Genomic DNA, 22,782 nt, shown 5'->3' on the forward strand with positions numbered 1-22,782 from the left:
CCGATGAAGCGCATATCGACTGGCACAACCGGACGCTTCACGCTCGTCGTGAAGCCCGAACATCTGGCCAACCGGTTCAAGGACAGCATCCTGCCGCCGGTGTTGGCGACACCGGTCATGATCATGGCGATGGAGAATGCTGCCCTCAATGCCGTTCGTGATTATCTCGAGCCGGGCGAGAGCGTGGTCGGCACCATGGTCAACGTGCAGCATCTTGCTGCGACTGTGGTTGGACAGACGGTTACCGCCATGGCCGAAGTCACAGCGGTCGACGGCCGCCGGATCGCATTTTCCGTCCGCGCCTCCGATGAAATCGAGGAAATTGGCAAGGGGACTCACGAGCGGATGGTCGTTGAGCTCGCCAAACTGCGAAAACGCCTTGACGAAAAGGTCGCGCGATCCGCGGCCACCCGCGCCACGCCGCGCTGAGACCGGGGCGCTTCATACTGCAGTCGTCTAGAGCCGGAATTGATCATCAACCATGGGCAATAGCCATGTTCGACCTCATCGTCCATCCCACCGAGGGCAAAGCCGAAGGGATCAGGCAGAAGCTTCCAGGCGCGCAACACGCTGCGCCGACGCCGGCCGGATCGTAATTCCGTTCCTGACCATTGACGACAGACCGCGCGTTTGAAAGGCGCTCCATGAATTCCGAAAAATATACCGACCGCGCGAGGGGCTTTATCCAGTCGGCGCAGTCTCTGGCAACACGGGAGGGTAACCAACAGTTCACGCCTCTCCATGTGCTCAAGGTGTTGCTCGACGACAACGAAGGCTTGGCCGCCGGTCTGATTGATCGGGCGGGTGGAAACTCGCGGGCGATCCTGCACGCGACGGAAGCGGCTTTGGCAAAACTGCCGAAGGTGTCCGGTTCGGGTGCGGGACAAGTTTATATGGCGCCCGACACCGCGCGCCTGTTCACCGCTGCGGAGGAGCTAGCGGAAAAGGCGGGCGACAGTTTCGTCACCGTCGAACGCCTGCTGCAGGCCTTGTCCACGGACAAGAGCAGCGACGCGGCGAAGATCCTGGCGCAAGGCGGCGTCAATGCCCAGGCTCTTGGCACCGCGATCGATTTGCTCCGGAAGGGCCGCACCGCAGACAGCGCGTCAGCCGAGAATGCATATGACGCACTGAAGAAGTACGCCCGCGATCTGACGCAGGCCGCGCGTGACGGCAAACTCGACCCGGTGATCGGTCGCGACGAGGAGATACGTCGCACAATCCAGGTGCTGTCGCGCCGCACCAAGAATAATCCGGTCCTGATCGGTGAACCGGGTGTCGGAAAGACCGCCATCGTCGAGGGGCTCGCCTTGCGGATCGTGAACGGCGATGTTCCCGAGAGCCTGCAAGACAAAAAGCTGCTCGCGCTCGACATGGGCGCGCTGATTGCCGGTGCCAAGTATCGCGGCGAGTTCGAGGAACGATTGAAGGCCGTGCTCTCCGAGGTGACATCCGCGGATGGTGGTATCATCCTCTTTATCGACGAGATGCACACACTCATCGGTGCTGGCAAGACAGACGGTGCGATGGATGCTTCCAATCTCCTCAAACCCGCGCTGGCTCGCGGCGAGTTGCACTGTGTGGGTGCGACCACGCTCGACGAGTACCGCAAGCATGTCGAGAAGGACGCCGCGCTTGCCCGCCGTTTCCAGCCGGTCTTCGTGTCGCAGCCCACGGTGGAGGACACGATCTCGATCCTGCGCGGCCTCAAGGACAAGTACGAGCAGCATCATGGCGTACGGATTTCGGACGCCGCGCTGGTCGCCGCCGCAACGTTGTCCAACCGCTACATCACCGACCGCTTCCTTCCCGACAAGGCCATCGATCTCGTCGACGAAGCTGCCGCACGGCTCAAGATGCAGGTCGACTCCAAGCCGGAGGAACTGGATTCGCTCGACCGCGAAATCGTGCGTCTCAGGATCGAGCAGGAGGCACTCAAGAAGGAAAGCGATGCCGGGTCGAAGAGCCGTCTGAAGACGCTCGACGGGGATCTGGTCGATCTCGAGAAGCGCTCCGCCGACATGACGACGAAATGGCAGGCCGAAAAGAGCAAGCTCTCGGACGCCCAGAAGATGAAAGCGCAACTCGAGCAGCTTCGTACGGAACTGGCGAACGCGCAGCGAAAAGGTGAATACCAGCGGGCAGGCGAGCTGTCTTACAGCACGATTCCCGAAGTGGAGAAAAAACTGGCTGCCGTCGAGGCCAGCGAGAGTGGTTCGATCAGCGAGACGGTCACGGCCGACAATATCGCCCAGGTAGTTTCGCGCTGGACCGGCGTTCCCGTCGACAAGATGCTCGAGGGCGAGCGGGAGAAACTCCTCCAGATGGAGGAGATGATCGCCAAACGCGTTGTCGGACAGACACAAGCGGTTCGTGCCGTGTCAACGGCCGTGCGACGGGCCCGCGCGGGATTGCAGGACCCGAACCGGCCGATGGGCTCGTTCATGTTCCTTGGCCCGACCGGCGTCGGCAAGACGGAACTGGCCAAGGCCCTTGCGGAATTCCTGTTCGACGATGAGCACGCCATCCTTCGCATCGACATGTCGGAGTTCATGGAGAAGCACTCGGTCGCACGGCTCATCGGTGCGCCTCCGGGCTATGTCGGTTATGACGAGGGCGGCGTGCTCACGGAAGCCGTGCGGCGACGACCCTATCAGGTCGTCTTGTTCGACGAGATCGAGAAGGCGCATCCGGATGTGTTCAACGTGCTGCTGCAGGTGCTGGACGACGGACGCCTGACCGACGGCCAAGGGCGGACAGTGGATTTCCGCAACACGCTCATCATCATGACCTCAAACCTCGGGGCGGAATACCTCGTCAATCAGGTGGAAGGCGAAAAGACGAGTGCCGTTCGCGACAAGGTGATGGAGATGGTCCGCGCGCATTTCCGGCCGGAATTTCTCAACCGCATCGATGCGATCATCTTGTTTCAGCGGCTGCAGAAGAACGACATGGGCCGAATCGTCGACATTCAGTTCGCGCGTCTCCGCAAGCTCCTCGACGATCGCAAAATTACACTGTCGCTCGACGCCAAGGCCCAAGCCTGGCTCGCCGAGAAGGGCTGGGACCCCGCCTATGGCGCCAGGCCATTGAAGCGGGTCATCCAGCGATATGTACAGGATCCGCTGGCCGAAATGCTGCTCGTGGGCGACGTCCGCGACGGCTCGACCGTGCAGATCTCGTCGGGGAAAGACGGTCTGACATTCAACGGGAAGACAGTGAAGCCTCCGGATGAGGACGAAGCGATCTGAGCGTCAGGCTTGAGAAAGACATGGAACGAGCAGGTGCAATTCTTGAAGAAGCATCAGATCAAGGAAGGCATGGAGGTCGTCGGGTTTGACGGTGTGCAGATCGGTGTCGTCGATAGCATCGAGGGCGACCGTATCAGGCTGAAGAAAAGCGAAACTGGCGGCGGCCGGCACAGACGACATCACCACTATATCGGCATGGATTTCGTCGACAGCGTCACGGATCACAAGGTGCGGCTCTGCTCTGACGCCGATATCGTCGAACTCTTTGAGGAAGAAAAGTCGGGCCGCCCGGTCAAGTGATTTGGTTGCGCGTGGTCCGCGGTTACGCAGTCGATATGGATTATGGCTCGCGTGACCGCTGCAATGGATTTCAGGGAGAAAGGTATGGCCATGAACAAGATCAACGGCGGTATGGAAGTAATCGGCGCTGACGGAGTGCATGTCGGCACGGTCGATCAGGTCGAAGGTGATCGTATCAGGCTCAGGAAGAGCGACAGTTTCGGGCACCACAAAGGACAGCAGCACTATATCGAGCTGGGATTCGTCGCCGGCGTCGAGGGTAACAAGGTGCGCTTGTCCGCCAACGCAGACATTGCGGTGACACTGGAAGAAGAGCCGTCAGGACGTCCTGTCGATCTTGGATAGCCGGGATAGTGCAGCGGGACCGCTGCGGCCGCTGTTGTCTGGGGCAAGACGTTTCGATTTCACAGAGTCGACAACGGGCTCGACGCTGCGCGAGCCCGTTGCGCCCGCAGCGTGGACAATTTGTCCGTGCTCGATCGGACAGTTTGTCAGATCCGGTCGGTCAGGTCGGCGTAAGCTCTTGATATCTCGATGCACTCAAATTGGCATGGCGGTTGCTCCGTAGCCGATGAATGGCTCGATAGAGCAAGAGGGAAAGCATCGACGCGATGGAAGAATACGATCTCTACATCAATGTGAAGCAGCCGGCGATCGGGATCTACGTCCGCAAGGGCGCGCAGCTCCCGGACCTCGCGGACAAGGGCGACTGGGTTTTTGACGGGACCTCCGCTCAGGATCTTTTGCCGCCGAGCGTGATCGAAGGTGTCAAGGCCGATGGCCATGCCTTTCGGGACATGGATTGACCGGCCCTCGGCCTGATTGGTCGGAGTGAACATCTCAAGGGATGCCAGCGGCCTTGTGTGTTCGTTATCCCGATCGCCCTGCCGGTGATTTCCGCACGACGCCTCGTTCGAGAAGCTCGTCGATGCCAACGACCGCTGGCCGCGCCGAACGCGCGGGCCGTGTTCAGCCGGACGGGCCAGCCCCGGAGCATCAAGTGCGCCGAACAGGCCGCCAAGGAGTGATTGTGTCAGCTGTCGTCCCACAGCCCGTCGTCGCAAGACTGACGCGTGCCGCGATATTTCTCGTCGTCCGGATCAATCCCGGAAAGGACAGCGAGAATGCGGTGCGCCGTCTATGTGCGCTTCTGTCGGCACTCTTGCGAGCCGTCGGATTTCGCGATCCGGAAGCGCGGCTATCATGTGTGATGGCGCTCGGCTCCGATGTCTGGGATCGACTGTTCGGTGATCCGCGACCCAGGGATCTTCATCCTTTCAGGGAAATCCATGGGGTGCATCGCGCAGTCTCCACGCCAGGCGACATCCTTTTTCATATCCGGTCTGTCCGCATGGACCTATGCTTCGAGCTTGCCTCACAGATCATGTCCCGGCTGGGCAAAGCCGTGACGACGATCGACGAGGTTCATGGGTTCAAATACTTTGACGATCGCGATTTGCTTGGATTTGTCGATGGAACCGAGAACCCGTCCGATCAGGACGCGGTTGACGCGACGACCATCGGACAGGAGGACCCTGCATTCGCCGGCGGAAGCTACGTCATCACCCAGAAGTATCTGCACGATCTGCAGCGCTGGAATGCGATATCAACCTCGGAGCAGGAAAATATCATCGGTCGTCACAAACTGTCGGACATCGAGCAGGACGATGCGGCCAAGGCGCCCTACGCACATAATGTTCTGACGACGGTCGTCGAAGACGGCGAGCAGCTTGAGATCGTGCGCGACAACATGCCTTTCGGTGAGATCGGCAAGGGTGAATTTGGCACGTACTTCATAGGCTATGCGCGCTCGCCCCACCGGATCGAGCAGATGCTAGAGAACATGTTTGTCGGTCGGCCGCCCGGCAACTACGACCGGCTGCTGGATGTCAGCCGCGCCGTTACGGGGGCGCTGTTCTTCGTACCGTCAGCGACATTTCTTGACGACGTTTCGCCTGAAGACAATGACGCCGCGGCAGCCAGCGGGGAAGCGCCGGTTTGCGCTGAGCAGCGTGGAGCAGGCTCGTCAGATACAGCTCGCACATATCCGCCCGTCAACGACGGGTCGCTTGGAATTGGGTCTTTAAAACAAGAAGGCGAACCATGAATAATCTTCACCGCCAACTCGCTCCCATATCCGACGCGGCCTGGGCTCAAATCGAGGAGGAGGCTTCCCGTACCCTGAAGCGGCACCTTGCCGGGCGGCGCGTGGTCGACGTCCCCGAAGCCAAGGGGAGTGGCTTCTCGGCGGTGGGCACTGGCCATGTCAAACAACTTCCGGCTCCAGGCGAGGGAATGATGGCGCAACAGCGCGAGGCGAGGGCGCTCGTCGAACTGCGCGTTCCATTCCAGCTCTCGCGTCGGCAGATCGATGACGTTGAGCGTGGCGCCCTGGACGCCGACTGGACGCCGGTCAAGGATGCTGCCCGCAGAATCGCATTTGCCGAAGACCGCGCGATTTTCGATGGATATGCGGCTGCAGGGATCGAGGGCATTCGCCAGGCCAGCAGCAATGCAGGATGCATTCTTCCGACAAATGCGAAAGCCTATCCCAGTGCCGTCGCGCAAGCGGTCAGTGAACTCAGACTTGCCGGCTGCAATGGGCCATATGCCCTCGTCCTTGGGGCAGAGGCGTACACGGGCGCCAGCGGCGGAAGTGACGAAGGATACCCCGTTTTTCACCACCTCGAACGGATCGTCGACGGCGGCGTTGTCTGGGCGCCTGCCATCAGCGGCGCCTTTGTCCTGACGACGCGAGGAGGTGATTTCGAACTGGATATCGGCCAGGACCTCTCGATCGGCTACCTCAACCACACCGACACAACGGTCGATCTCTATTTCCAGGAGGCTTTTACCTTCCGGGTGCTGACCACTGAAGCTTCGGTGGTACTCGCCGCAGCCGAGAAGCAAATGTTGAAATAACGAGTCCTGCTGGCCATGTCAGGTAGACAAGGAGTTAGCAATCAATGGACAACCTGGCCCGGCGGCTGCCTTCTTGATCTTTCTCACTGTTGCCTTGTGATTCTTCTCTCTCAAGCTGCCCGCCATCCTCATAGTTGAGATCTCAGGGGCGCTGCCCCTCGCGCGCGCCAGGGCACGCTCTCACACCCCTGTAGGCTGGCCGATCGAAGTGATCGAGTTCAGTGCGAGTGGAAAGGCGCCAAAGAAATATGGACCGAACGCCTATCGGTTCGGAGCTTCCCTCACGCTAAGCGTGGTTCTTCCCAGGCGGGGATGGACGCTGGTCAAGCAGACAAAGAACTACGCATATCTCATACCACCCGAAGATCAGCCAGGCCCCAACTTCCGTATCTCAATAGCAGTTCCACCCGCTTCAGAATGCTTGGCCATCGCGAGTAGGTGTTACGCTCGTGCCGAATCCTGGGCATACTAACTTGGCGAGTGGCCGGCATGGTATCTCCATGAGCGAAACCGCGACCAGCGCCGCTTATGGCGTGACCCGATGACAACAGAGACAGTATCAGAGTTGCATCCAGCCCTCCGGAATCCAGCCTTTCCATCGGTGACTGGGGTATCTGGGAGATGCACGTCTGGGCACTTCGTGATCGGACGCGCCCCTCCTACTAAGCCGTGTACTCATAAACCGGCGGCGAAGTCCGCGTGGCTTCAATACGGACCTCCTTTGCGCACCCGCAGCAAATATCGCGATGGGCCAACAGCCAACGATGTTAGCTCAGTTCAAAAAGGCGCACATCGCCGCCCGCGCGGTCGATGATGATTCCAGTGCATTTAGCCGGCTCTGGGACGTCGACGACGCCTTGTTTTGCCGAAAAGCTTCACGTCACCGACCGTCACTGTTGGTCTCTCCATCTCCTTGCCTAGCAATTGCGACAGCACCCGCCGTGCGTTGGCAGCGCAGTCGATGTCGTCAGGCCTCGCTTCGATGTCCTTGATAAGCGCAACCAGTTGCTCCTTGCTCTGCGCGAGCCGCGCCTCCAATCTCCCGATATCCGCCACCTTGCGACGGAGTGTGTCGATTAGCACAGGATGATCCCACTGCTCGAGATCGGACGGCAGCAGCGAACGAATTTCGTCGAGGCTGAATCCAGCGTTCTGCGCAGTTGTGATCAATTCGAGCATCAGCACCGCCTCCGGAGGATAGGTCCGATAGCCGTTCGGCAGCCGTTCGACCGTCTTCAAAAGCCCGGCGCGCTCATAGAAGCGGATCCGCGAGTTGGTCAGCCCGGTTCGCTTCGCCAGTTCCCCGATATTCATCGCGAACAATCCTCGAAAAAGGGTTGACCTTCAACTTAACTCAAAGGTTATGGTCTGTCCAACTTTCTGCTTGGAGATCCATAATGTCGCTGTTTTCCCCACTGGCGCTGCCTAGTGGCGCCGTGATCCCGAACCGCGTCGCCAAGGCGGCGATGGAAGAGAACATGGCCGATGCCGATCATGCGCCATCGGCCGAACTGATCCGCCTGTACCAGGCCTGGGCCGCGGGCGGGTCGGGCCTGATCATCACCGGCAATGTGATGGTCGATGCGCGCGCGATGACCGGTCCGGCCGGGGTCGTGCTGGAGGACGATCGCTTCCTCGATCGCTTCAAGACGTGGGCGAACACCGCACGCTCGGGCGGCGGCCAGGTCTGGATGCAGATCAATCATCCCGGCCGCCAGATGCCGGCGGGACTCGGACAGGAGACGTTGGCGCCATCCGCGATTCCGCTCGACCTTGGCGCGCAGTCCAAGGTCTTCCCGATGCCGCGTGCGATGACAGCGGCCGACATTGCCGAGGTGGAACGCCGCTTCGTGGCCACCGCAGCCCTCGCGGAACGCGCGGGCTTCACCGGTGTCGAGATCCACGCGGCGCATGGCTATTTGCTGAGCCAGTTCCTGTCGCCGCTCGCGAACCACCGCACGGATCAATGGGGCGGCAATCTGGAGAATCGCGCACGCTTGCTGCTCGATATCGTGCGCGGCGTGCGGGCGACGGTGTCGTCTGGCTTTGCGGTGTCGGTCAAGTTGAACTCGGCCGACTTCCAACGCGGTGGCTTCTCGCCGGAGGATGCTCAGGCCGTGGTTGCGATGCTTGCGCCGCTCGGCGTCGATCTCGTGGAGCTATCGGGCGGCAGCTACGAGGCGCCTGCCATGATAGGCTCGGCGCGCGACGAACGCACACTGGCGCGCGAAGCCTATTTTCTCGAATTCGCGCGCGAGATCGCCGCGGTCGCAACGATGCCGTTGATGGTCACGGGCGGCATCCGGCGCCGTGAAGTGGCGGAAAACGTGATCAAGAGTGGGGTGGCCATGGCAGGAATCGCGACCGCACTCGCGATCGAGCCGAACCTGCCGCACAACTGGCGGCTCGGCAAATCGGACGCTCCAAAGCTCAAGCCGATCACCTGGAAGAACAAGCCGGTCGCGTCTTCAAGTCGGAGGCCAAGCGGTCTTAGGAAGACAACTATAACACTCAACTCCTTGGCTCACAGAACGACATGGCTACGATCCGACTTCTCGCAGATGCAGGCAAAGCGCAGCGCGCGCCAATATCGCCGCTGGGTGACGGAACGAAAGGCGGCGGCTTGATGGCAGATCGCCGGGATCGCAACCAGCGGAGGGAACCGCAATTAATGCTTGAGCTTAAACTGGACTTCAACGTTACCATCCCGTCCGCTGGCGGGACGAGCGGCGTACCATGGGCCGTCCGCCGGCCTCGCTTATCGACGAAAGTCATCGTTCATGGCTAAAGACCTAACGGAAGTCGAGTTCGCCGGTCACAAGGTCATGGTGCCGAAAGGCGGCTACTATGACCGCTTTCGCTCCAATCCCGAGCTCGACGAGGTGGCAAAAGATCCAACCGCCGGCAATATCGATTTCTTCCGGCGCATCCCGAAAGTGATGGTTCCGTCGCGGATCGGCCCGACGTGGGCGCCCAACTTCTACTACCGCACCAGCAACGTGCAGGCTTTGATGCTCGCGCCGCTCAAGAAGCTGCGTTCGATGTTGCCGTCGCCGCTTGAGCCGCTGCATGCGCTGCCCGGATACGGACTCGTAGCGCTCACTTTCTTCTCCTACGCGGTCTGTGACAACGATCCTTATAACGAGGTATCGGTCGCCATCGTCATCCGCCGGCCAGGCGCGCGTGGACCACACGTGCTGGAACTGCTCGACTCGATACGGCGGCAGAGCTTCTTCGCGCATGTGCTGGCATTGCCGGTAGATACCGAGATCGCCCGCGTGCGCGGAGTCTATGGCTATCAACTACCGAAATGGCTGACCGATATAAGGCTTGATGTCTCGTCGAACGGCATCACGGCCAGCATCGCAGCGACCGACGGAAAATCGGACGTGACGTTGACCGCACCACTGCCGACGCTTCGCCGGATAACATCGCAGTCGCGCCTCTCAACTAACACGTCGATCGGGCTGGTGGATGGCGAGTGGCGGCAGACACAGTTTGTTACCAACCCTATCGAACTCGCACAGACGCTGTTTCCGCGCGATGTTAAACTGTCGCGCGCCGGCGGTCCGATCAGCCAGTTGCTGAACGGGTTAGGCGTGGGCACCATCTTGCGGTTCGATGTCGTCAAAGACGCGCAGATGGTCTTGTACCTGCCGCGTTCATTGAACGCTCTGCCCGCGATTTGAAAGCGACATCACCGGATTGGGCCTGTCAACAAAGGAGAAGTCGTCATGGCATTTGTTAAAACAAAGGACGGGACCGACATCTTTTACAAGGATTGGGGGCCAAAGGACGCGCAGCCTATCCATTTCCACCACGGCTGGCCGCTCAGCGCCGACGACTGGGACAACCAGATGCTGTTCTTTCTCAAGCAGGGTTTTCGCGTCGTCGCGCACGACCGGCGCGGCCATGGACGGTCAAGCCAGGTCAGCGAAGGCCACGACATGGACCACTATGCCGCCGATGCGTCGGCGGTCGCCGAGCATCTTGATCTTCGAAACGCCATCCATATCGGCCACTCGACAGGTGGCGGGCAGGTTGCGCGCTATGTTGCGCAGCATGGCCAACCACAAGGGCGCGTCGCCAAGGCGGTGCTGGTCAGCTCAGTGCCACCCCTGATGGTCAAAACCGACGCGAATCCCGAGGGGACGCCAATCGCCGTGTTCGATGGTTTCCGCGCGGCGCTTGCCGCCAACCGCGCTCAGTTCTTCCTCGATGTGCCCGCCGGTCCCTTCTACGGATATAACCGGCCGGGCGCCAAGCCCTCGCAGGGGGTCATCGAGAACTGGTGGCGGCAAGGCATGATGGGAAGCGCGAAGGCTCACTACGAAGGCATCAAGGCGTTCTCGGAAACCGACCAGACCGCGGATTTGAAGGCGATCACCGTCCCGACTCTCGTGATGCAGGGCGACGACGACCAGGTGGTCCCCTACAAGGCGGCAGCGCTCATGCAGGACAAGCTGCTGCAAAACAGCAAATTGATCATTTATCCCGGTTTCTCGCACGGGATGCTCACGGTCAACGCAGATGTGATCAACGCCGATCTTCTCGCGTTCATCCGTGGATGAATGACGCGCGCCGGACTATCTCCGGCGCGCTCCTTTCTTCGGGCTTTTCGAAGGTATTGCAACAATGAGTAGGCGTGTTCTCCATGTCGTCAGCAACGTCGCCTACTATGACGATCGGTCGCACCCGACCGGGTTGTGGCTGTCCGAACTGACGCACGCCTTCGATGTCTTCGCGGAAAAAGGTTACGAACAGAGGATCGTGAGCCCGAAGGGCGGATCGTCTCCGCTCGAACCTCGCGCGCTCAAATGGCCGCTCCTGGACGCCTCGGCAAAGGCGTGGCTGGCGAACAAGAGCCGCATGGCGCTTCTGTCGGCGACGGCGCGGCCTGATGAGATCGACCCAGCGGATTACGATGTGATCTATTTCACCGGCGGTCACGCAGTCATGTGGGATTTTCCGGACAGCGAAGGGCTGCAAGAGATCACTCGCGTCATCTGGGAGCGTGGCGGCATCGTCTCCGCCGTCTGCCACGGCTATTGCGGCCTGCTCAACACAAAACTCTCGGATGGCAAGCTGCTGGTCGCCGGCAAGCGCATCACCGGTTTTTCGTGGCGCGAAGAAGTGCTGGCCGGAGTTGCGAAATACATGCCCTATAATGCTGAGGCCGAGATGAAGCGGCGCGGAGCGCGCTACCACGCGTCCCCGCCGAATTTCGGGCGGGCAGCTCGGCAGTCAACGTCAGTCCTGATCTGCTTTGGATTTGCGTGCGCGCCGTCGCTCTTGCGGGCCATCTGCTCAATTCCTTTAGTCAGGAATAACGGAAGTTGCCGTGAACATCTGTTCTCCCGATACCAACAGAAATACCAACAAATCGAACGGCTGGGATCGGATGAGAACAAACGGTGACGATCACCGAGTTGTGCAGAAGTGCCTATTTTTCAAGGGTTTGAAGCGCCGCGCGGACGGCTGCGAACGCTTGCGAATGATGCGAACAGCCTAGTTGGTGCCCCTGGCCGGAATCGAACCAGCACTCCTTGCGGAACTCGATTTTGAGTCGAGCGCGTCTACCAGTTCCGCCACAGGGGCATTCGCAATGGTCCCGGCCGGGAAGGCCGGGGTCGCGAAGCGCGGCGGACTATAGCGGGCGGCCCGTCACGGTCAACCCGCGCGGGCGGGATGTCCCGCGCCCCGGCAGCGGAATTTCCGGCGGGTGTGACCCCGAGGACGACGCAAGGCCGTTGCCGTCCGTATGGCAGTCACGGAAGAGTTTGCCCGGCGGCGGCAGCCGCTGCCACCGTCCCCAAGCCTGGCCGCGGCTGCGGCAACCTACTTCGAGACGGAGGCGCGAGCGTAACGGTATTGTCCGGTTCGTCGATCTCGATGACGTACATGAACGCAGGCTGCTCAATCCGAGCCTTTTCTTTTCCGATGAGCTGCAGGCGGCGATGACCCAGTGGGGCCTGCGCGTTCCCACGCATCACCGACTGAACGCGATCTGACCGCGGCGGACGGCGGCCGTCACGGTCAACCCGCGCGGATGTGATTGTCCCGCGCCTCGACAGCGGTATTTTCACGCGATACGACCGCAATCGACGACCTTGGAGCAGGGCCCATGACCCTCCCGAACGATGCGCCCCGGAGGACCGACGTGACGATTGCCACCGCCCATCCGTCGCATGCTTCCGCCGCCGGCAATCCGGCGCTGACCTCGGCGCTGGCGATTGCCGTGATCGCGGCGGCGACCCTGGCCGGCGCCTGGTTCTTCCAGCTCGTGCTGGAGATCATGCCCTGTCCGCTCTGCCTCGAGCAGCGCTATGCCTATTACCTCGCGGTGCCGCTCGGCGCCGTGGTGGCGCTCGCGGCCGCCCGCGACGCGCCGCGTCCGGTGCTGCTCGCGGGCCTTGTGATCCTCGGCCTCGCCGCGCTCGCCAATGCCGGGCTCGGCACCTATCACGCCGGTGTCGAATGGGGGGTCTGGCCGGGGCCGACCGATTGCACCGGCCCGATGGTGGATTTCGGCAAGGCCGGCTCGCTGCTGGACCAGCTCGACAAGGTCAAGGTGGTGCGCTGCGACGAGGTGCAGTGGCGCTTCCTCGGCATTTCGCTCGCCGGCTACAACGCGCTGATTTCGCTGCTGATGGCCGCGATCGCCGGTTGGGGCGTGATGAAGGCCGCGAGGGCCTGAGGTCGGGCCGTACGGTTTTCCCGTTATCCGTCATGCCCGCGCAAAGGCTTCGCCTTTGCCGCTGGAGGAGGCCGCGAAGCGGCCGTCTCGAAGCATGGACGGGCACCAGCCGGGCCGTTCATCCTTCGAGACGCGCGGAGCCTGTCATCGGGCCGCGCTTCGCGCGGACCCGGTGGCGCTCCTCAGGATGACGGGACAAAGGGGGCCTAATCGTCGACGTCGTCCTGCGGCCGGCCGAACAGATGGATGATGCCCGGCGTCGAGATGGTGACGAACAGGAAGCGCGACAGATGATGCGCGCCGACGAAGATCGGGTCGATGTGCAGCGTCAACGCCAGCGCCAGCATCGCGTCCATCGCGCCCGGCGCGAAGGCGACCACGACGTCCGCGAGCCGCACATGGGTGGTGAAGCCGATCACCGCGACGAACACGGCCGAGATCAGGATGGCAATCGCAAACGAGCCGAGCCCGGCATTGACGTGACTGAGCAGCGTCGAGGTCTTCATCCGCGCGAAGCGGGTGCCGATGATGGCGCCGATGCCGACCAGCGCGACGTTGCGGAGCCAGGGCGGCAGGCCGCCATCGACCAGCCCGGAGCCGTGCAGCAGGCTGGAGGCGAGCATCGCGCCGAACATCCAGCTGGCGGGGAATTTGATCCAGCGCAGCAGCAGCGAGACGCCGATCGATAAGGCGACCAGCGCGACGAGGCCGAACGGCGAGGCGACTGAGGTTGGCAATGGCGGCGGCGCTGCATGCGTCACCCCGGTCAGCGCCAGCACCAGCGGCAGCGCCGCGGTCAAGATGATCACGCGCATGGTCTGCACCACCGCGATCGCCGCGACGTCGGCGCCCTTTTCCGCGGCGAGGATCGTGATCTGCGACAGCGCGCCCGGGCTGCCGGCAAGGAAAGCCGAGGTCTGGTCCCAGCCATGGATGCGTTGCAGATAGAGGCTCGAGCCGAAGGTCGAGCAGAACGTCGCCAGGGCCAGCAGGCCGATGGTGAGCGGATAGGAGCTCATGTGCTGCAGCAATTGCTGCGACATCAGCGAGCCGAGGGAGATGCCGAGCAACAGCAGCACCGATTGCGTCAGCACCGCCGGCACCGCGAGCGGCCGTCCGGCCAATGCGGCGATCCCGACCGCGACCATCGCCCCCGAGATCAGGCCGCCCGGCAATTCCGCCCACAGAAACAGCAAGCCGCCGACGGTGCCGATGACGAGGGTCTCGAGCCCGTTCAGGACTTTGCTGCGGTCGGGAATGGCCGTTGCCATCGAAGCGCGGATCAGGGTCACGCCGCCTTATGGCAAATTCGCGTGAACGCGACAAATGCATCTCGCGATTGCAGCATTGCGCCGCGGCTCGCCCGGCGCACAGATTTTCACCCTTCGAAATGGGCCGGGGATTGCGATCAGTATCGCCACAAATTCGTCATGACGGGGCAGAGCGCGAAGCGCGTCTTCGCGCAGGTGTCCCGGCCATCCACGCCTTTCCCGCGCGCAATCCAACACGTAGGTGCCCGGCACAAGGCCGGGCACCACGGGTTCGTCGAGGGATCGAGCGCAGTTGCGACTGCCCTCCCCGATGGGGAGAGCGAATCGCATCAAGCCTGTCCGGACGTTACTTCGTCGCCGCGGGCGCAGCGGCGGCGCCGTCCGACTTCTCCTTTTTGCACTCGGAGCGGAATTTCTTGCGCTCCTTGCCGTGCAGCCCCTTGGCGTCGGCTTCCTTCGAGCATTCCAGCGACTGGGCGGTGCGCGGCTTCTTCTCGGCCGGCGCCTTGGTCTCGGCCTTCGGAGCGGCGTCCTTGGCGGCGGGCGCGGCCGTTTGCGCGAAAGCTCCGCCCATCAGCAGCAGGGAGGCCAGGGCGGTTGCGGACGCGAGCGTGGAAATCGTCTTCATGGGGCACCTCGTGAGGGAAAGAGGGCCGAAACGTCGCGCGACGATGCTGAACCGTGGATGAACATGCAGCGGTCCCGCCGCCACAATATTTTAACGCACAGGCGCGCTGGCGCGTTGTCGCAAGTCGGGGTTGAGCTAGGATAATGGTCTTACGCCAATGCTCCCCACGGGAAACCAACGGGAAACCAGGGATGACGGGAGACCAGGGATGACCATTCAGACCAGATTGTTGTGCGTGCTTGCGGTGTCGGGCTTTGCAGCCTTTGCGGCGAGCGCGCCGGCGCAGGCCCTGACCGCGCAGGAATGCAGCGCCAAGTACCAGGCGGCCAAGTCGGCCGGCACCCTCGGCGGCCAGAAGTGGAATGATTTCCGCAAGGCGCAGTGCGGCGCCGACGCGACCCCGGCTGCGGCGCCCGCCGCTCCGCCGCCGGCAGCCGCCGCGCCCGCTCCGGCCGCGCCGAAAGAAGCCAAGCAGGCGCCCGCCGCGGCACCGGCGGCGCCGGCAGGACCCGCCGTATTTCCGAACGCCATCGATCCCAAATACGCCAAGGAGTCCGAAGGCAAGGGACGCATGCACACCTGCGTCGACCAGTACAACGCCAACAAGGCCACCGGCGGCAATGGCGGCCTGAAGTGGATCCAGAAGGGCGGCGGCTATTACAGCGAATGCAACAAGCGCCTGAAGGGCGCCTGAGCGAGCCGACCGAGTTTGGCGAGCGGCCGGCGTAAGCCGGCCGCTTTCTGTTTGCACCGGCTCTATTGGCTGCAACTCTCTCTCTACGGGTTTTCCGTCAGCAGCTTGTCCGCCGACTGCGCCAGCAATTGCGCGCGCTTGCGCGGGCCGCGCTCGAGAAACAGCAGGCTCTGGCCGAAGATGAAGCAGTAGAACAGGAAGGCCTGCGCAACGGCCTCTTCAGTCGGCAGCCCGGTGGCGCGATAGAGCTGGGCGACATTCTTCAGCCGCGCGGCATCGACGCTCGCGGCGGCGGCGGCAGCGGCCTCATCGGTGCGCGCCCATTGCCGGATCGCGAGCTCGACCGCCATCGCCTCGGTGTTCATGCGCTCCGAATACAGCGTGATGATCGCCTTCAGCCGCTCGCGCGCGCTGGCGCCGTCGAGCGCGGTGTGCTTCTCGATCGATGCGATGCGGCGGTCGCGCCAGCGCGTCAGCATGGCCTCGAGGAGCGCGGCGCGATCCCTGAAGCGGCGGTAGAAGCCGCCCTTGGTGACGCCGAGATTCTTCGCCAGCACCTCGACCCGCACGCCGTCGACGCCGCTATGCGCGAGTTCGGCGAAGCCGGCCGCGACCCAGACGTCGCCTTTGCTTTCAGTCATGCGATCTCCGCGCATCCTAATGCGCGATGGGATCGTCATCGCGCATTAATCGCTTGTTTGTGCATGATCTCCGCGCAAACGCGTTGCGTTTGTCGCGAGGGAAAACCGCTTCGCACTTTTCCGGATCATGCTTTGATACGGTACCGTATTGCTAGCCTGCTTCGTCCCTGATACGCTACCGTATCAAAAATCGAAGGAGGGATCCGATGGAGGGCGAGGCGACCTATCGCGGCACGGTCTACCCCTGGCACTGCGACCATATCGGCCACATGAACGTCATGTGGTATGTCGGCAAGTTCGACGAGGCGAGCTGGAACATGTTCGCGCGGCTCGGCCTGACGCCGAGCTATCTGCGCGAGTCCGGCCGCGGCATGGCCGCCGTGCAGCAGAACATCTCCTACAAGCGCGAGCTGCTCGCCGGCGACCTCGTCGAGGTCAAGAGCCGGCTGGTCGAGTTCCGCGACAAGTCGATGCGTATCCTGCACGAGATGCGCAATGCGGAGACCGGCGAGATCGCAGCGACCTGCGAGATCGCGGCCGTGCATATCGACCGTGCCGCGCGCAGATCGACGCCGTTTGCGCCGGCGATCCGCTACGCGGCGATGCCGCATCTTGTGCCGTCCGAGCCCGCAATCGCGTAACCGCCATGCCCCGCTTTGAGCCGAAGAATCCCGATTACCGTGCGGTCGCGACCGATACATTCGCACGCCAGCGCGCGATGCAGACGCTTGGTATCTCAATCGCGCGGATGGAGCCCGGCGAGGTCGATCTCGCGATGCCCTACGCGCCGGAATTCTGCCAGCAGAACGGCTTCGTGCATGCCGGAATCATCACCGCGGGCCTCGACAATGCCTGCGGCATCGCCGCCTTCACGCTGATGCCCGAAGGCTCCGACATCCTCACCGTGGAGTTCAAGACCAACCTGCTGGCGCCGGCGCGCGGCGAGCGGTTCGTGTTCCGCGGCGTCGTGGTCAAGCCCGGCCGCACGCTGACCGTCTGCGACGGCCGCGCCTATGCGATCCAGGACGGCGCCGAGACGTTGGTCGCGACCATGAGCGGCACGCTGATGGCGCTGGCACGGCGGGAGTCGTAGAAGGCTAACTCTCTCCCCGTCACCCTGAGGTGCGAGCCTTGCGGCGCAAGGCACACACCTCGGGAGGACGGAGCTGGTCGAAGCGCGTGTTGCTTTCGCAGGGACGACGATTGTGGATGCAGGCCGCGCCACACACCCCGTGTCGTCCTGGCGAAAGCCAGGACCCATTACCCCGAATCTCAATTGTTGCGCTGGCTGGGGCCACGATCCCGGTCATCACCGAATGCGGTGGTTATGGGTCCCTGCTTTCGCAGGGACGACAAGCGGGGATGACGGTCTGAGAAAGTGTGACGGATTTGAGAGCGGCGGCGCCCAAGATCTGCGCACGCATCCAAGACCCGCGCATTGACAAGCTCCTGCCACACCGACCTGATAGGCGGATGTCTCGCGTGAGCTTCCTGCCATGATCGCCAGCCTCAGCCTGATCCTGCTCTGCCAGCTGGTCGGCGAGGTCGCCGTGCGCGCGCTGGCGGTACCGGTGCCGGGCCCGGTGGTTGGCCTCGTGCTGCTGCTGTTGCTGCTGTTGGCGCGCGACCGCTTTCCGGCGCTGGCGCGCGGGCCGCTCGGCGATGACGGCGTCGAGAGCGCGAGCCGCGGCATGCTTGCCAATCTCTCGCTGCTGTTCATTCCGGCCGGCGTCGGCGTGGTGCAGAAGCTCGATCTGCTCGCCGAGCACGGTATCGCGGTCCTGGTGATCCTCGCGGTGTCCGTCATCGTCACCCTGCTGGCGACGGTTGCGACCTTCGTTGCGGCGAGCAGCCTGCTTTCGAGCGAGGAGGAGAGGCCGTGAATGACAATTCGTTCTCGCTCTGGGTCTATCTCTCGCAGTCGCCGCTGCTCTGGCTGACGGTGACGCTGTTGACCTATGCGGCGGCCGACGCGGTGTCGCTGAAGACGAGGCGGCACCCGCTCGCCAATCCCGTGCTGCATTCGGTGTGGATCATCGGCGTATTCCTGCTGCTGACCGGGACCTCCTACACCACCTATTTTGCCGGTGCGCAGTTCGTGCACTTCCTGCTCGGGCCGGCGACGGTGGCGCTCGCGGTGCCGCTCTACGAGAATCGCCGGCGGGTCGCGGCGGCGATCCTGCCGATGCTGGTTGCGCTCGCGATCGGCTCGCTGACGGCGATCGTCTCGGTGGTGCTGCTGGCGCAGGCGTTCGGGCTGCCGCGCGACGTCATCCTGTCGCTGGCGCCGAAATCGGTCACCGCCGGCGTCGCGATGGGCATCAGCGAATCCCTGCATGCCGATCCCTCGCTGACCGCGGTGTCGGTGATCCTCACCGGCATCATGGGGGCGATCATCGTCACGCCCCTGATGAACTTCACCGGCATCACGGACTTTCGTGCCCGTGGCTTTGCGGCGGGCATCGCCGCCCATGGCATCGGCACCGCGCGCGCCTTCCAAGTCGACGAGGTCGCCGGCGTCTTCGCCGGGATCGCGATGAGCCCGAATGCGCTGGTCACCTCGCTGCTGGTGCCGCTGGCTGTGACATATCTGCTGCGCTGAGCGTGATCCAGAAAAGTGGGAACCGGTTTTCCCTCGCGACAAACGCAACGCGTTTGCGTGGAGATCATGCTGATATAGAGAGTTCGGCTGCAGGGCAGTTTTGTGCTATTGGTATGGCGTTGAGCAGCAAATCCTTCTAGGGTCGCCGGCTCAAACGCGAGTCTGTTCCCCTTGGTCTTCTCCGCAACTCAAAGCGTGCTTGGGCTGGCATCGGGCATGCTGGTCGGTTTTTCGCTGGGCCTGGTCGGCGGCGGCGGCTCGATCCTTGCCGTGCCGTTGATGGTCTACGTGGTCGGCGTGCCGGAGCCGCATGTCGCGATCGGCACCTCGGCGATCGCGGTCGCCGCCAACGCCGCGGTCAATCTCTCCAACCACGCCCGCGGCGGCACCGTGATCTGGTCCTGCGCGCTGGTGTTCGCGCTGTCGGGCATGCTGGGCGCATTCGGCGGCTCCATCCTCGGCAAGATGCTGGAGGGGCAGAAGCTGCTCGCGCTGTTCTCGCTGGTGATGCTGGTCATCGCGGGCCTGATGCTGAAGAACCGCGCGCGGGTCGGGCTGACCGACGTCAAGATCTCGATGTCCAACATGCCCGCGATCATCGGCCTCGGACTTGCCACCGGAACCATGTCCGGCTTCTTCGGCATCGGCGGCGGCTTCCTGATCGTGCCGGCGCTGATGCTGGCGACCGGGATGCCGATCATGAACGCGGTCAGTTCCTCGCTGGTGGCCGTCACCGCGTTCGGCATGACCACGGCCCTGAGCTATGCGTGGTCCGGGCTGGTGTCGTGGGGCCTGGCGGGGCTATTCGTCGCCGGCGGCATCGCGGGCGGCCTTCTCGGCACAAGCAGCGCCCGCCACCTGTCGGAACGGCGCGGCGCGCTTAATATCGTGTTTGCGACTGTGATTATCGTGGTGGCGATCTATATGCTGCTGCGTAACATCAATGTGTCTTGAACGAAGAAGGGCGCAGAGCTCTTGCGAAAGCCAGCTATGAACCAACTGACGAAATCGCCCCTGATCAACGCCGGTGCCACCCGCCGCGGCGCGCTCGGCCTGTTCGGTGCCGGCATCGCGCTCATGGCCGCGGGCGCCGCACGCGCCGAGGACGACAATGTCCTGACCGAGGAGCAGGTGCTGCGCGATCCGCATATTCCTGACATCGGCAACCCCAAGGGCGACATCACCATCGTCGAATGGTTCGACTACAACTGCCCCTATTGCCGCAAGCTCGCGCCGGAGCTGCGCCAGGTGGTGCAGGACGACGGCAAGGTCCGCCTCGTGCTGAAGGATTGGCCGATCCTCGGACCGGTTTCCAAGGTCGCGGCGCGGATGGCGCTGGCGGCGAAGTACCAGAACAAGTTCGACGTCGCGCATGAGGCGATGATCTCGGTCAATTCGCGCATCACCGAGCCGCGCATCGCCGAATTGCTCTCGGGCGCCGGCCTCGACATGGACCGCCTGAAGAAGGATCACGACGCCAACGCCAAGGCGATCGATGCGATCCTTTCCCGCAACAACGAGCAGGCGCTGGCGTTCGGCTTCAACGGCACGCCGTCATTCATCGTCGGCAAGTACCGCGTACCAGGCGTGCTCAGCATGGATCAGTTCGAGCAGGTGATCGCCGACGCCCGCAAGGCCAATATGGGTCGCAAGACCGAGCAGAATTGATCGCGCTTCCTGCAACGAAAATGGCCTCTCCGGCGAGAGGCCATTTGCTTTTGTGTCGGCTTGAAAACAATCGTTACTTCGCCGCGATCTTGTCCCACTGCTCGCGGGTGCGCGTCTTCAGCAGGTTCCAGTCATGCGCTGCGACGTCCCAATTGACGATGGTGCGCGTGTCCTGCGCCACCTCGCCATTGGCGACGCTCGATGTCCGCATGGAATCGTAGACGTAGACGCCGCATATCAGCAGCAGCGCGCCCAAAATCATGCCGAAAAAGGTCCGCATCGCTCAATCCCTCCGGTGTCGGAAGCATAACGTCGCCGGGCTCGCTGTGGTTCCGGCGATCGATCAACTGCGCGCGAACGCCCGCATCACGTAATCGATGAACACGCGCACGCGCGGCGAGAGCTGGCGGTTGCGCGGATAGAGCAGGTTTACCGGCACCGATGGCGGCGGGCATTCCTGCAGCACCGGGATCAGCGTGCCGTTTGTCAGATCGGCTTCGGCGTGGAAGCGCGGCACCTGCACGAGGCCGAGGCCGAGTTTGGCGCTCGCCAGGTAACTCTCGGGGCCGGTCACCGACATCGGCGCCGGCAGCGGAAACTGCTTCAGCGCGCCGTCGATCACGAACTCGATCGGCCGCAGGCGTCCGGTGGTCAGCGAGCGGATGCCGATCATGCGATGGCCATCGAGTGCGAACGGGTCGACCGGTGTGCCGAAACGCGCAAGGTAATCCGGCGTCGCGCAGGTCAACCGCTCCAGCATCGTGACCTGCTGCGCGATCATGTCGCTGTCGGGCAGCTTGCCGAAGCGCAGCACGCAGTCGACGCCTTCGCGGATCAGATCGACCCAGCGGTCGCTCTCGCTCATGTTGATCTCGATATCAGGATATTCGGCGAGGAAGCCCGGCAGGTTCGGCAGCAGGAAGTGCCGCGCCAGCGTGCCCTGCACCTCGAGCCGCAGCAGCCCCTTCGGCCGCGCGCCGCCGAACGCGCCCTCGGCGTCTTCGAGATCCGCGATCAGCGACAGGCAGCGGCGGTAGTGCGCCTCGCCATCGAGCGTCGGGCGCACCGTGCGCGTGGTGCGCTCGAGCAGCCGCACGCCGAGCCGCGCCTCCAGCCCCTTCACCGCGTCCGTCACCGTCGAGCGCGGCAGCCCCAGATCCTCGGCGGCGAGCGAAAAGCTGCGCCGCTCGACCACCCGGGTGAACACGCGCATCGCGTCGAAACGGTCCATCTATTGTCCGGAAATAACGAATAGTGATGTCGAATGATGCATGATTATCCGGAAGACGCCAAGACCTAGTGTCCTCCCTTCGACGCGGCGCGGCCGCACAACCTGATGGGAGACTGAAAATGACCAACCAAACCAACAAGGTAGCTCTGGTGACGGGTGCCTCGCGCGGGATCGGCGCGGCGGTGGCCGAACGCCTCGCCAAGGACGGCTTCACCGTCGTCATCAACTACTCCGGCGACGCCAAGTCCGCCCAGGCGGTGGCCGACAGGATCGAGGCCGCCGGCGGCCGGGCACCGACCGCGAAGGCCGATGTCAGCGATGCCCACGCGGTGCGCGGCATGTTCGACGCGGCGGAAGCCGCCTTCGGCGGCGTCGACGTGCTGGTCAACAATGCCGGCATCATGAAGCTCGGCAAGATCGCCGACAGCGACGATGCCGCGTTCGACCAGCAGGTCGCGGTCAATTTGAAGGGCAGCTTCAACACCATGCGCGAGGCGGCGCGCCGCCTGCGCAACGGCGGACGCATCGTCAACTTCTCAACCAGCGTCGTCGGCACCAAGCTCGAGACCTACGGCATCTATGTCGCGACCAAGGCCGCGATCGAGTCGTTGACCGCGATCCTGTCCAAGGAGTTGCGCGGCCGCGGCATCACGGTGAATGCGGTCGCGCCCGGGCCGACCGCGACCGACCTGTTCCTGCACGGCAAGTCGGACGAATTGATCGACCGCTTCGCCAAGATGGTGCCGCTGGAGCGGCTCGGCACGCCCGATGACATCGCCAATGTCGTGTCGTTCCTCGCCGGCCCCGACGGCTCCTGGATCAACGGCCAGGCGCTCCGCGCCAATGGCGGCCTGGTCTGACGCCCGCACATCTCCAA

At 63.1% G+C, this 22,782-nt stretch carries 26 protein-coding genes and 1 tRNA gene; 20 read left to right on the plus strand and 7 right to left on the minus strand.

Annotation, left to right across the window (positions count from 1 at the left end; genetic code table 11):
• The first annotated feature begins 3 nt into the window (after window positions 1-3).
• From Q2M23_RS18600 to Q2M23_RS18630, 7 genes are all read left to right on the plus strand, one after another.
• On the plus strand, window positions 4-429 hold the full coding sequence (locus Q2M23_RS18600) for a thioesterase family protein (protein WP_057016348.1): 426 nt from the start codon (window positions 4-6) through the stop codon (window positions 427-429).
• Window positions 430-644: 215 nt separating this feature from the next.
• Window positions 645-3,251 (plus strand): ATP-dependent chaperone ClpB, encoded by a 2,607-nt coding sequence (clpB, locus tag Q2M23_RS18605; RefSeq protein ID WP_316396437.1) that lies wholly within the window; start codon window positions 645-647, stop codon window positions 3,249-3,251.
• Window positions 3,252-3,260: 9 nt separating this feature from the next.
• Window positions 3,261-3,551: a DUF2171 domain-containing protein gene (locus tag Q2M23_RS18610; RefSeq protein ID WP_316396438.1), complete on the plus strand. Its 291-nt coding sequence runs from the start codon at window positions 3,261-3,263 to the stop codon at window positions 3,549-3,551.
• A gap of 84 nt (window positions 3,552-3,635) precedes the next feature.
• On the plus strand, window positions 3,636-3,896 hold the full coding sequence (locus Q2M23_RS18615) for a DUF2171 domain-containing protein (RefSeq protein WP_316396439.1): 261 nt from the start codon (window positions 3,636-3,638) through the stop codon (window positions 3,894-3,896).
• A 266-nt stretch (window positions 3,897-4,162) separates the two neighbouring features.
• Window positions 4,163-4,357, plus strand: coding sequence for a hypothetical protein (locus Q2M23_RS18620; RefSeq protein ID WP_316396441.1), 195 nt, complete (start codon window positions 4,163-4,165; stop codon window positions 4,355-4,357).
• A 224-nt stretch (window positions 4,358-4,581) separates the two neighbouring features.
• Window positions 4,582-5,658, plus strand: a complete 1,077-nt coding sequence (locus Q2M23_RS18625; RefSeq protein WP_316396443.1) for a Dyp-type peroxidase — start codon at window positions 4,582-4,584, stop codon at window positions 5,656-5,658.
• Window positions 5,655-6,473, plus strand: a complete 819-nt coding sequence (locus tag Q2M23_RS18630) for a family 1 encapsulin nanocompartment shell protein (RefSeq protein ID WP_076825110.1) — start codon at window positions 5,655-5,657, stop codon at window positions 6,471-6,473. Before Q2M23_RS18625 ends, Q2M23_RS18630 begins: the two co-directional genes overlap by 4 nt.
• Before the next feature lie 828 nt (window positions 6,474-7,301).
• On the opposite strand, the gene Q2M23_RS18635 is transcribed toward Q2M23_RS18630, so the two are convergent.
• The gene (locus tag Q2M23_RS18635) at window positions 7,302-7,787 is read right to left on the minus strand and encodes a MerR family transcriptional regulator (protein ID WP_076824976.1); all 486 of its coding nucleotides are present in this window, start codon (window positions 7,785-7,787) and stop codon (window positions 7,302-7,304) included.
• Window positions 7,788-7,870: 83 nt separating this feature from the next.
• Between Q2M23_RS18635 and Q2M23_RS18640 the strand changes: the two genes are divergently transcribed.
• The 4 genes from Q2M23_RS18640 (at window position 7,871) to Q2M23_RS18655 (ending at window position 11,891) form a co-directional block, all read left to right on the plus strand.
• On the plus strand, window positions 7,871-9,100 hold the full coding sequence (locus Q2M23_RS18640) for an NADH:flavin oxidoreductase/NADH oxidase family protein (protein ID WP_316396446.1): 1,230 nt from the start codon (window positions 7,871-7,873) through the stop codon (window positions 9,098-9,100).
• A 153-nt stretch (window positions 9,101-9,253) separates the two neighbouring features.
• A complete protein-coding gene (locus Q2M23_RS18645) occupies window positions 9,254-10,162 on the plus strand; it encodes an acetoacetate decarboxylase family protein (protein WP_076824978.1) in 909 nt (302 codons plus the stop codon).
• A 45-nt stretch (window positions 10,163-10,207) separates the two neighbouring features.
• Window positions 10,208-11,044: an alpha/beta fold hydrolase gene (locus Q2M23_RS18650; protein WP_057016293.1), complete on the plus strand. Its 837-nt coding sequence runs from the start codon at window positions 10,208-10,210 to the stop codon at window positions 11,042-11,044.
• Between the two features lie 64 nt (window positions 11,045-11,108).
• Entirely contained in the window at window positions 11,109-11,891 is a 783-nt protein-coding gene (locus Q2M23_RS18655) for a type 1 glutamine amidotransferase domain-containing protein (RefSeq protein WP_316396448.1), read from the plus strand.
• Between the two features lie 95 nt (window positions 11,892-11,986).
• On the opposite strand, the gene Q2M23_RS18660 is transcribed toward Q2M23_RS18655, so the two are convergent.
• Window positions 11,987-12,071 (minus strand) — tRNA-Leu (locus Q2M23_RS18660).
• 526 nt (window positions 12,072-12,597) lie between these two features.
• Between Q2M23_RS18660 and Q2M23_RS18665 the strand changes: the two genes are divergently transcribed.
• Window positions 12,598-13,170 carry a disulfide bond formation protein B gene (locus Q2M23_RS18665; protein ID WP_316396450.1) on the plus strand — a complete coding sequence of 191 codons (573 nt, stop codon included), beginning with the start codon at window positions 12,598-12,600 and terminating at the stop codon, window positions 13,168-13,170.
• A gap of 206 nt (window positions 13,171-13,376) precedes the next feature.
• Here Q2M23_RS18665 and Q2M23_RS18670 read toward each other — a convergent pair whose 3' ends face one another.
• Both Q2M23_RS18670 and Q2M23_RS18675 read right to left on the minus strand, forming a co-directional pair.
• Window positions 13,377-14,462: an AbrB family transcriptional regulator gene (locus tag Q2M23_RS18670; protein ID WP_141343460.1), complete on the minus strand. Its 1,086-nt coding sequence runs from the start codon at window positions 14,460-14,462 to the stop codon at window positions 13,377-13,379.
• A 325-nt stretch (window positions 14,463-14,787) separates the two neighbouring features.
• Window positions 14,788-15,069, minus strand: coding sequence for a PsiF family protein (locus tag Q2M23_RS18675; RefSeq protein WP_076824983.1), 282 nt, complete (start codon window positions 15,067-15,069; stop codon window positions 14,788-14,790).
• Between the two features lie 208 nt (window positions 15,070-15,277).
• Between Q2M23_RS18675 and Q2M23_RS18680 the strand changes: the two genes are divergently transcribed.
• On the plus strand, window positions 15,278-15,763 hold the full coding sequence (locus Q2M23_RS18680; protein ID WP_076824984.1) for a hypothetical protein: 486 nt from the start codon (window positions 15,278-15,280) through the stop codon (window positions 15,761-15,763).
• Between the two features lie 83 nt (window positions 15,764-15,846).
• Here the strand turns inward: Q2M23_RS18680 and Q2M23_RS18685 are convergent, their stop codons facing one another.
• On the minus strand, window positions 15,847-16,404 hold the full coding sequence (locus tag Q2M23_RS18685) for a TetR/AcrR family transcriptional regulator (protein WP_316396453.1): 558 nt from the start codon (window positions 16,402-16,404) through the stop codon (window positions 15,847-15,849).
• A 206-nt stretch (window positions 16,405-16,610) separates the two neighbouring features.
• Here Q2M23_RS18685 and Q2M23_RS18690 point away from each other — a divergent pair, with 206 nt between their 5' ends.
• The 6 genes from Q2M23_RS18690 to Q2M23_RS18715 all read left to right on the plus strand — a co-directional run bounded on the left by Q2M23_RS18690 (window position 16,611) and on the right by Q2M23_RS18715 (window position 20,674).
• Window positions 16,611-17,045, plus strand: a complete 435-nt coding sequence (locus Q2M23_RS18690) for an acyl-CoA thioesterase (RefSeq protein ID WP_316396455.1) — start codon at window positions 16,611-16,613, stop codon at window positions 17,043-17,045.
• 5 nt (window positions 17,046-17,050) lie between these two features.
• Window positions 17,051-17,497: a PaaI family thioesterase gene (locus Q2M23_RS18695; protein WP_076824994.1), complete on the plus strand. Its 447-nt coding sequence runs from the start codon at window positions 17,051-17,053 to the stop codon at window positions 17,495-17,497.
• A 403-nt stretch (window positions 17,498-17,900) separates the two neighbouring features.
• Entirely contained in the window at window positions 17,901-18,287 is a 387-nt protein-coding gene (locus Q2M23_RS18700; RefSeq protein WP_057016185.1) for a CidA/LrgA family protein, read from the plus strand.
• On the plus strand, window positions 18,284-19,006 hold the full coding sequence (locus tag Q2M23_RS18705) for an LrgB family protein (protein ID WP_316396458.1): 723 nt from the start codon (window positions 18,284-18,286) through the stop codon (window positions 19,004-19,006). Before Q2M23_RS18700 ends, Q2M23_RS18705 begins: the two co-directional genes overlap by 4 nt.
• A 216-nt stretch (window positions 19,007-19,222) precedes the next feature.
• Window positions 19,223-19,960, plus strand: coding sequence for a sulfite exporter TauE/SafE family protein (locus Q2M23_RS18710; protein WP_051003131.1), 738 nt, complete (start codon window positions 19,223-19,225; stop codon window positions 19,958-19,960).
• Window positions 19,961-19,996: 36 nt separating this feature from the next.
• Complete coding sequence (locus Q2M23_RS18715; protein ID WP_316396461.1) at window positions 19,997-20,674, plus strand: DsbA family protein; 678 nt, start codon at window positions 19,997-19,999, stop codon at window positions 20,672-20,674.
• 73 nt (window positions 20,675-20,747) lie between these two features.
• Here Q2M23_RS18715 and Q2M23_RS18720 read toward each other — a convergent pair whose 3' ends face one another.
• Together Q2M23_RS18720 and Q2M23_RS18725 are read right to left on the minus strand one after the other, a co-directional pair.
• Window positions 20,748-20,954 carry a hypothetical protein gene (locus Q2M23_RS18720; protein WP_016841536.1) on the minus strand — a complete coding sequence of 69 codons (207 nt, stop codon included), beginning with the start codon at window positions 20,952-20,954 and terminating at the stop codon, window positions 20,748-20,750.
• Between the two features lie 63 nt (window positions 20,955-21,017).
• Complete coding sequence (locus Q2M23_RS18725; protein ID WP_316396463.1) at window positions 21,018-21,905, minus strand: LysR family transcriptional regulator; 888 nt, start codon at window positions 21,903-21,905, stop codon at window positions 21,018-21,020.
• A gap of 119 nt (window positions 21,906-22,024) precedes the next feature.
• Here Q2M23_RS18725 and Q2M23_RS18730 point away from each other — a divergent pair, with 119 nt between their 5' ends.
• Window positions 22,025-22,765, plus strand: coding sequence for an SDR family oxidoreductase (locus Q2M23_RS18730; RefSeq protein WP_057016187.1), 741 nt, complete (start codon window positions 22,025-22,027; stop codon window positions 22,763-22,765).
• Window positions 22,766-22,782: the final 17 nt, after the last annotated feature.

The organism is Bradyrhizobium sp. 33ap4 (assembly GCF_032654765.1).
Taxonomy (GTDB): domain Bacteria; phylum Pseudomonadota; class Alphaproteobacteria; order Rhizobiales; family Xanthobacteraceae; genus Bradyrhizobium; species Bradyrhizobium australafricanum.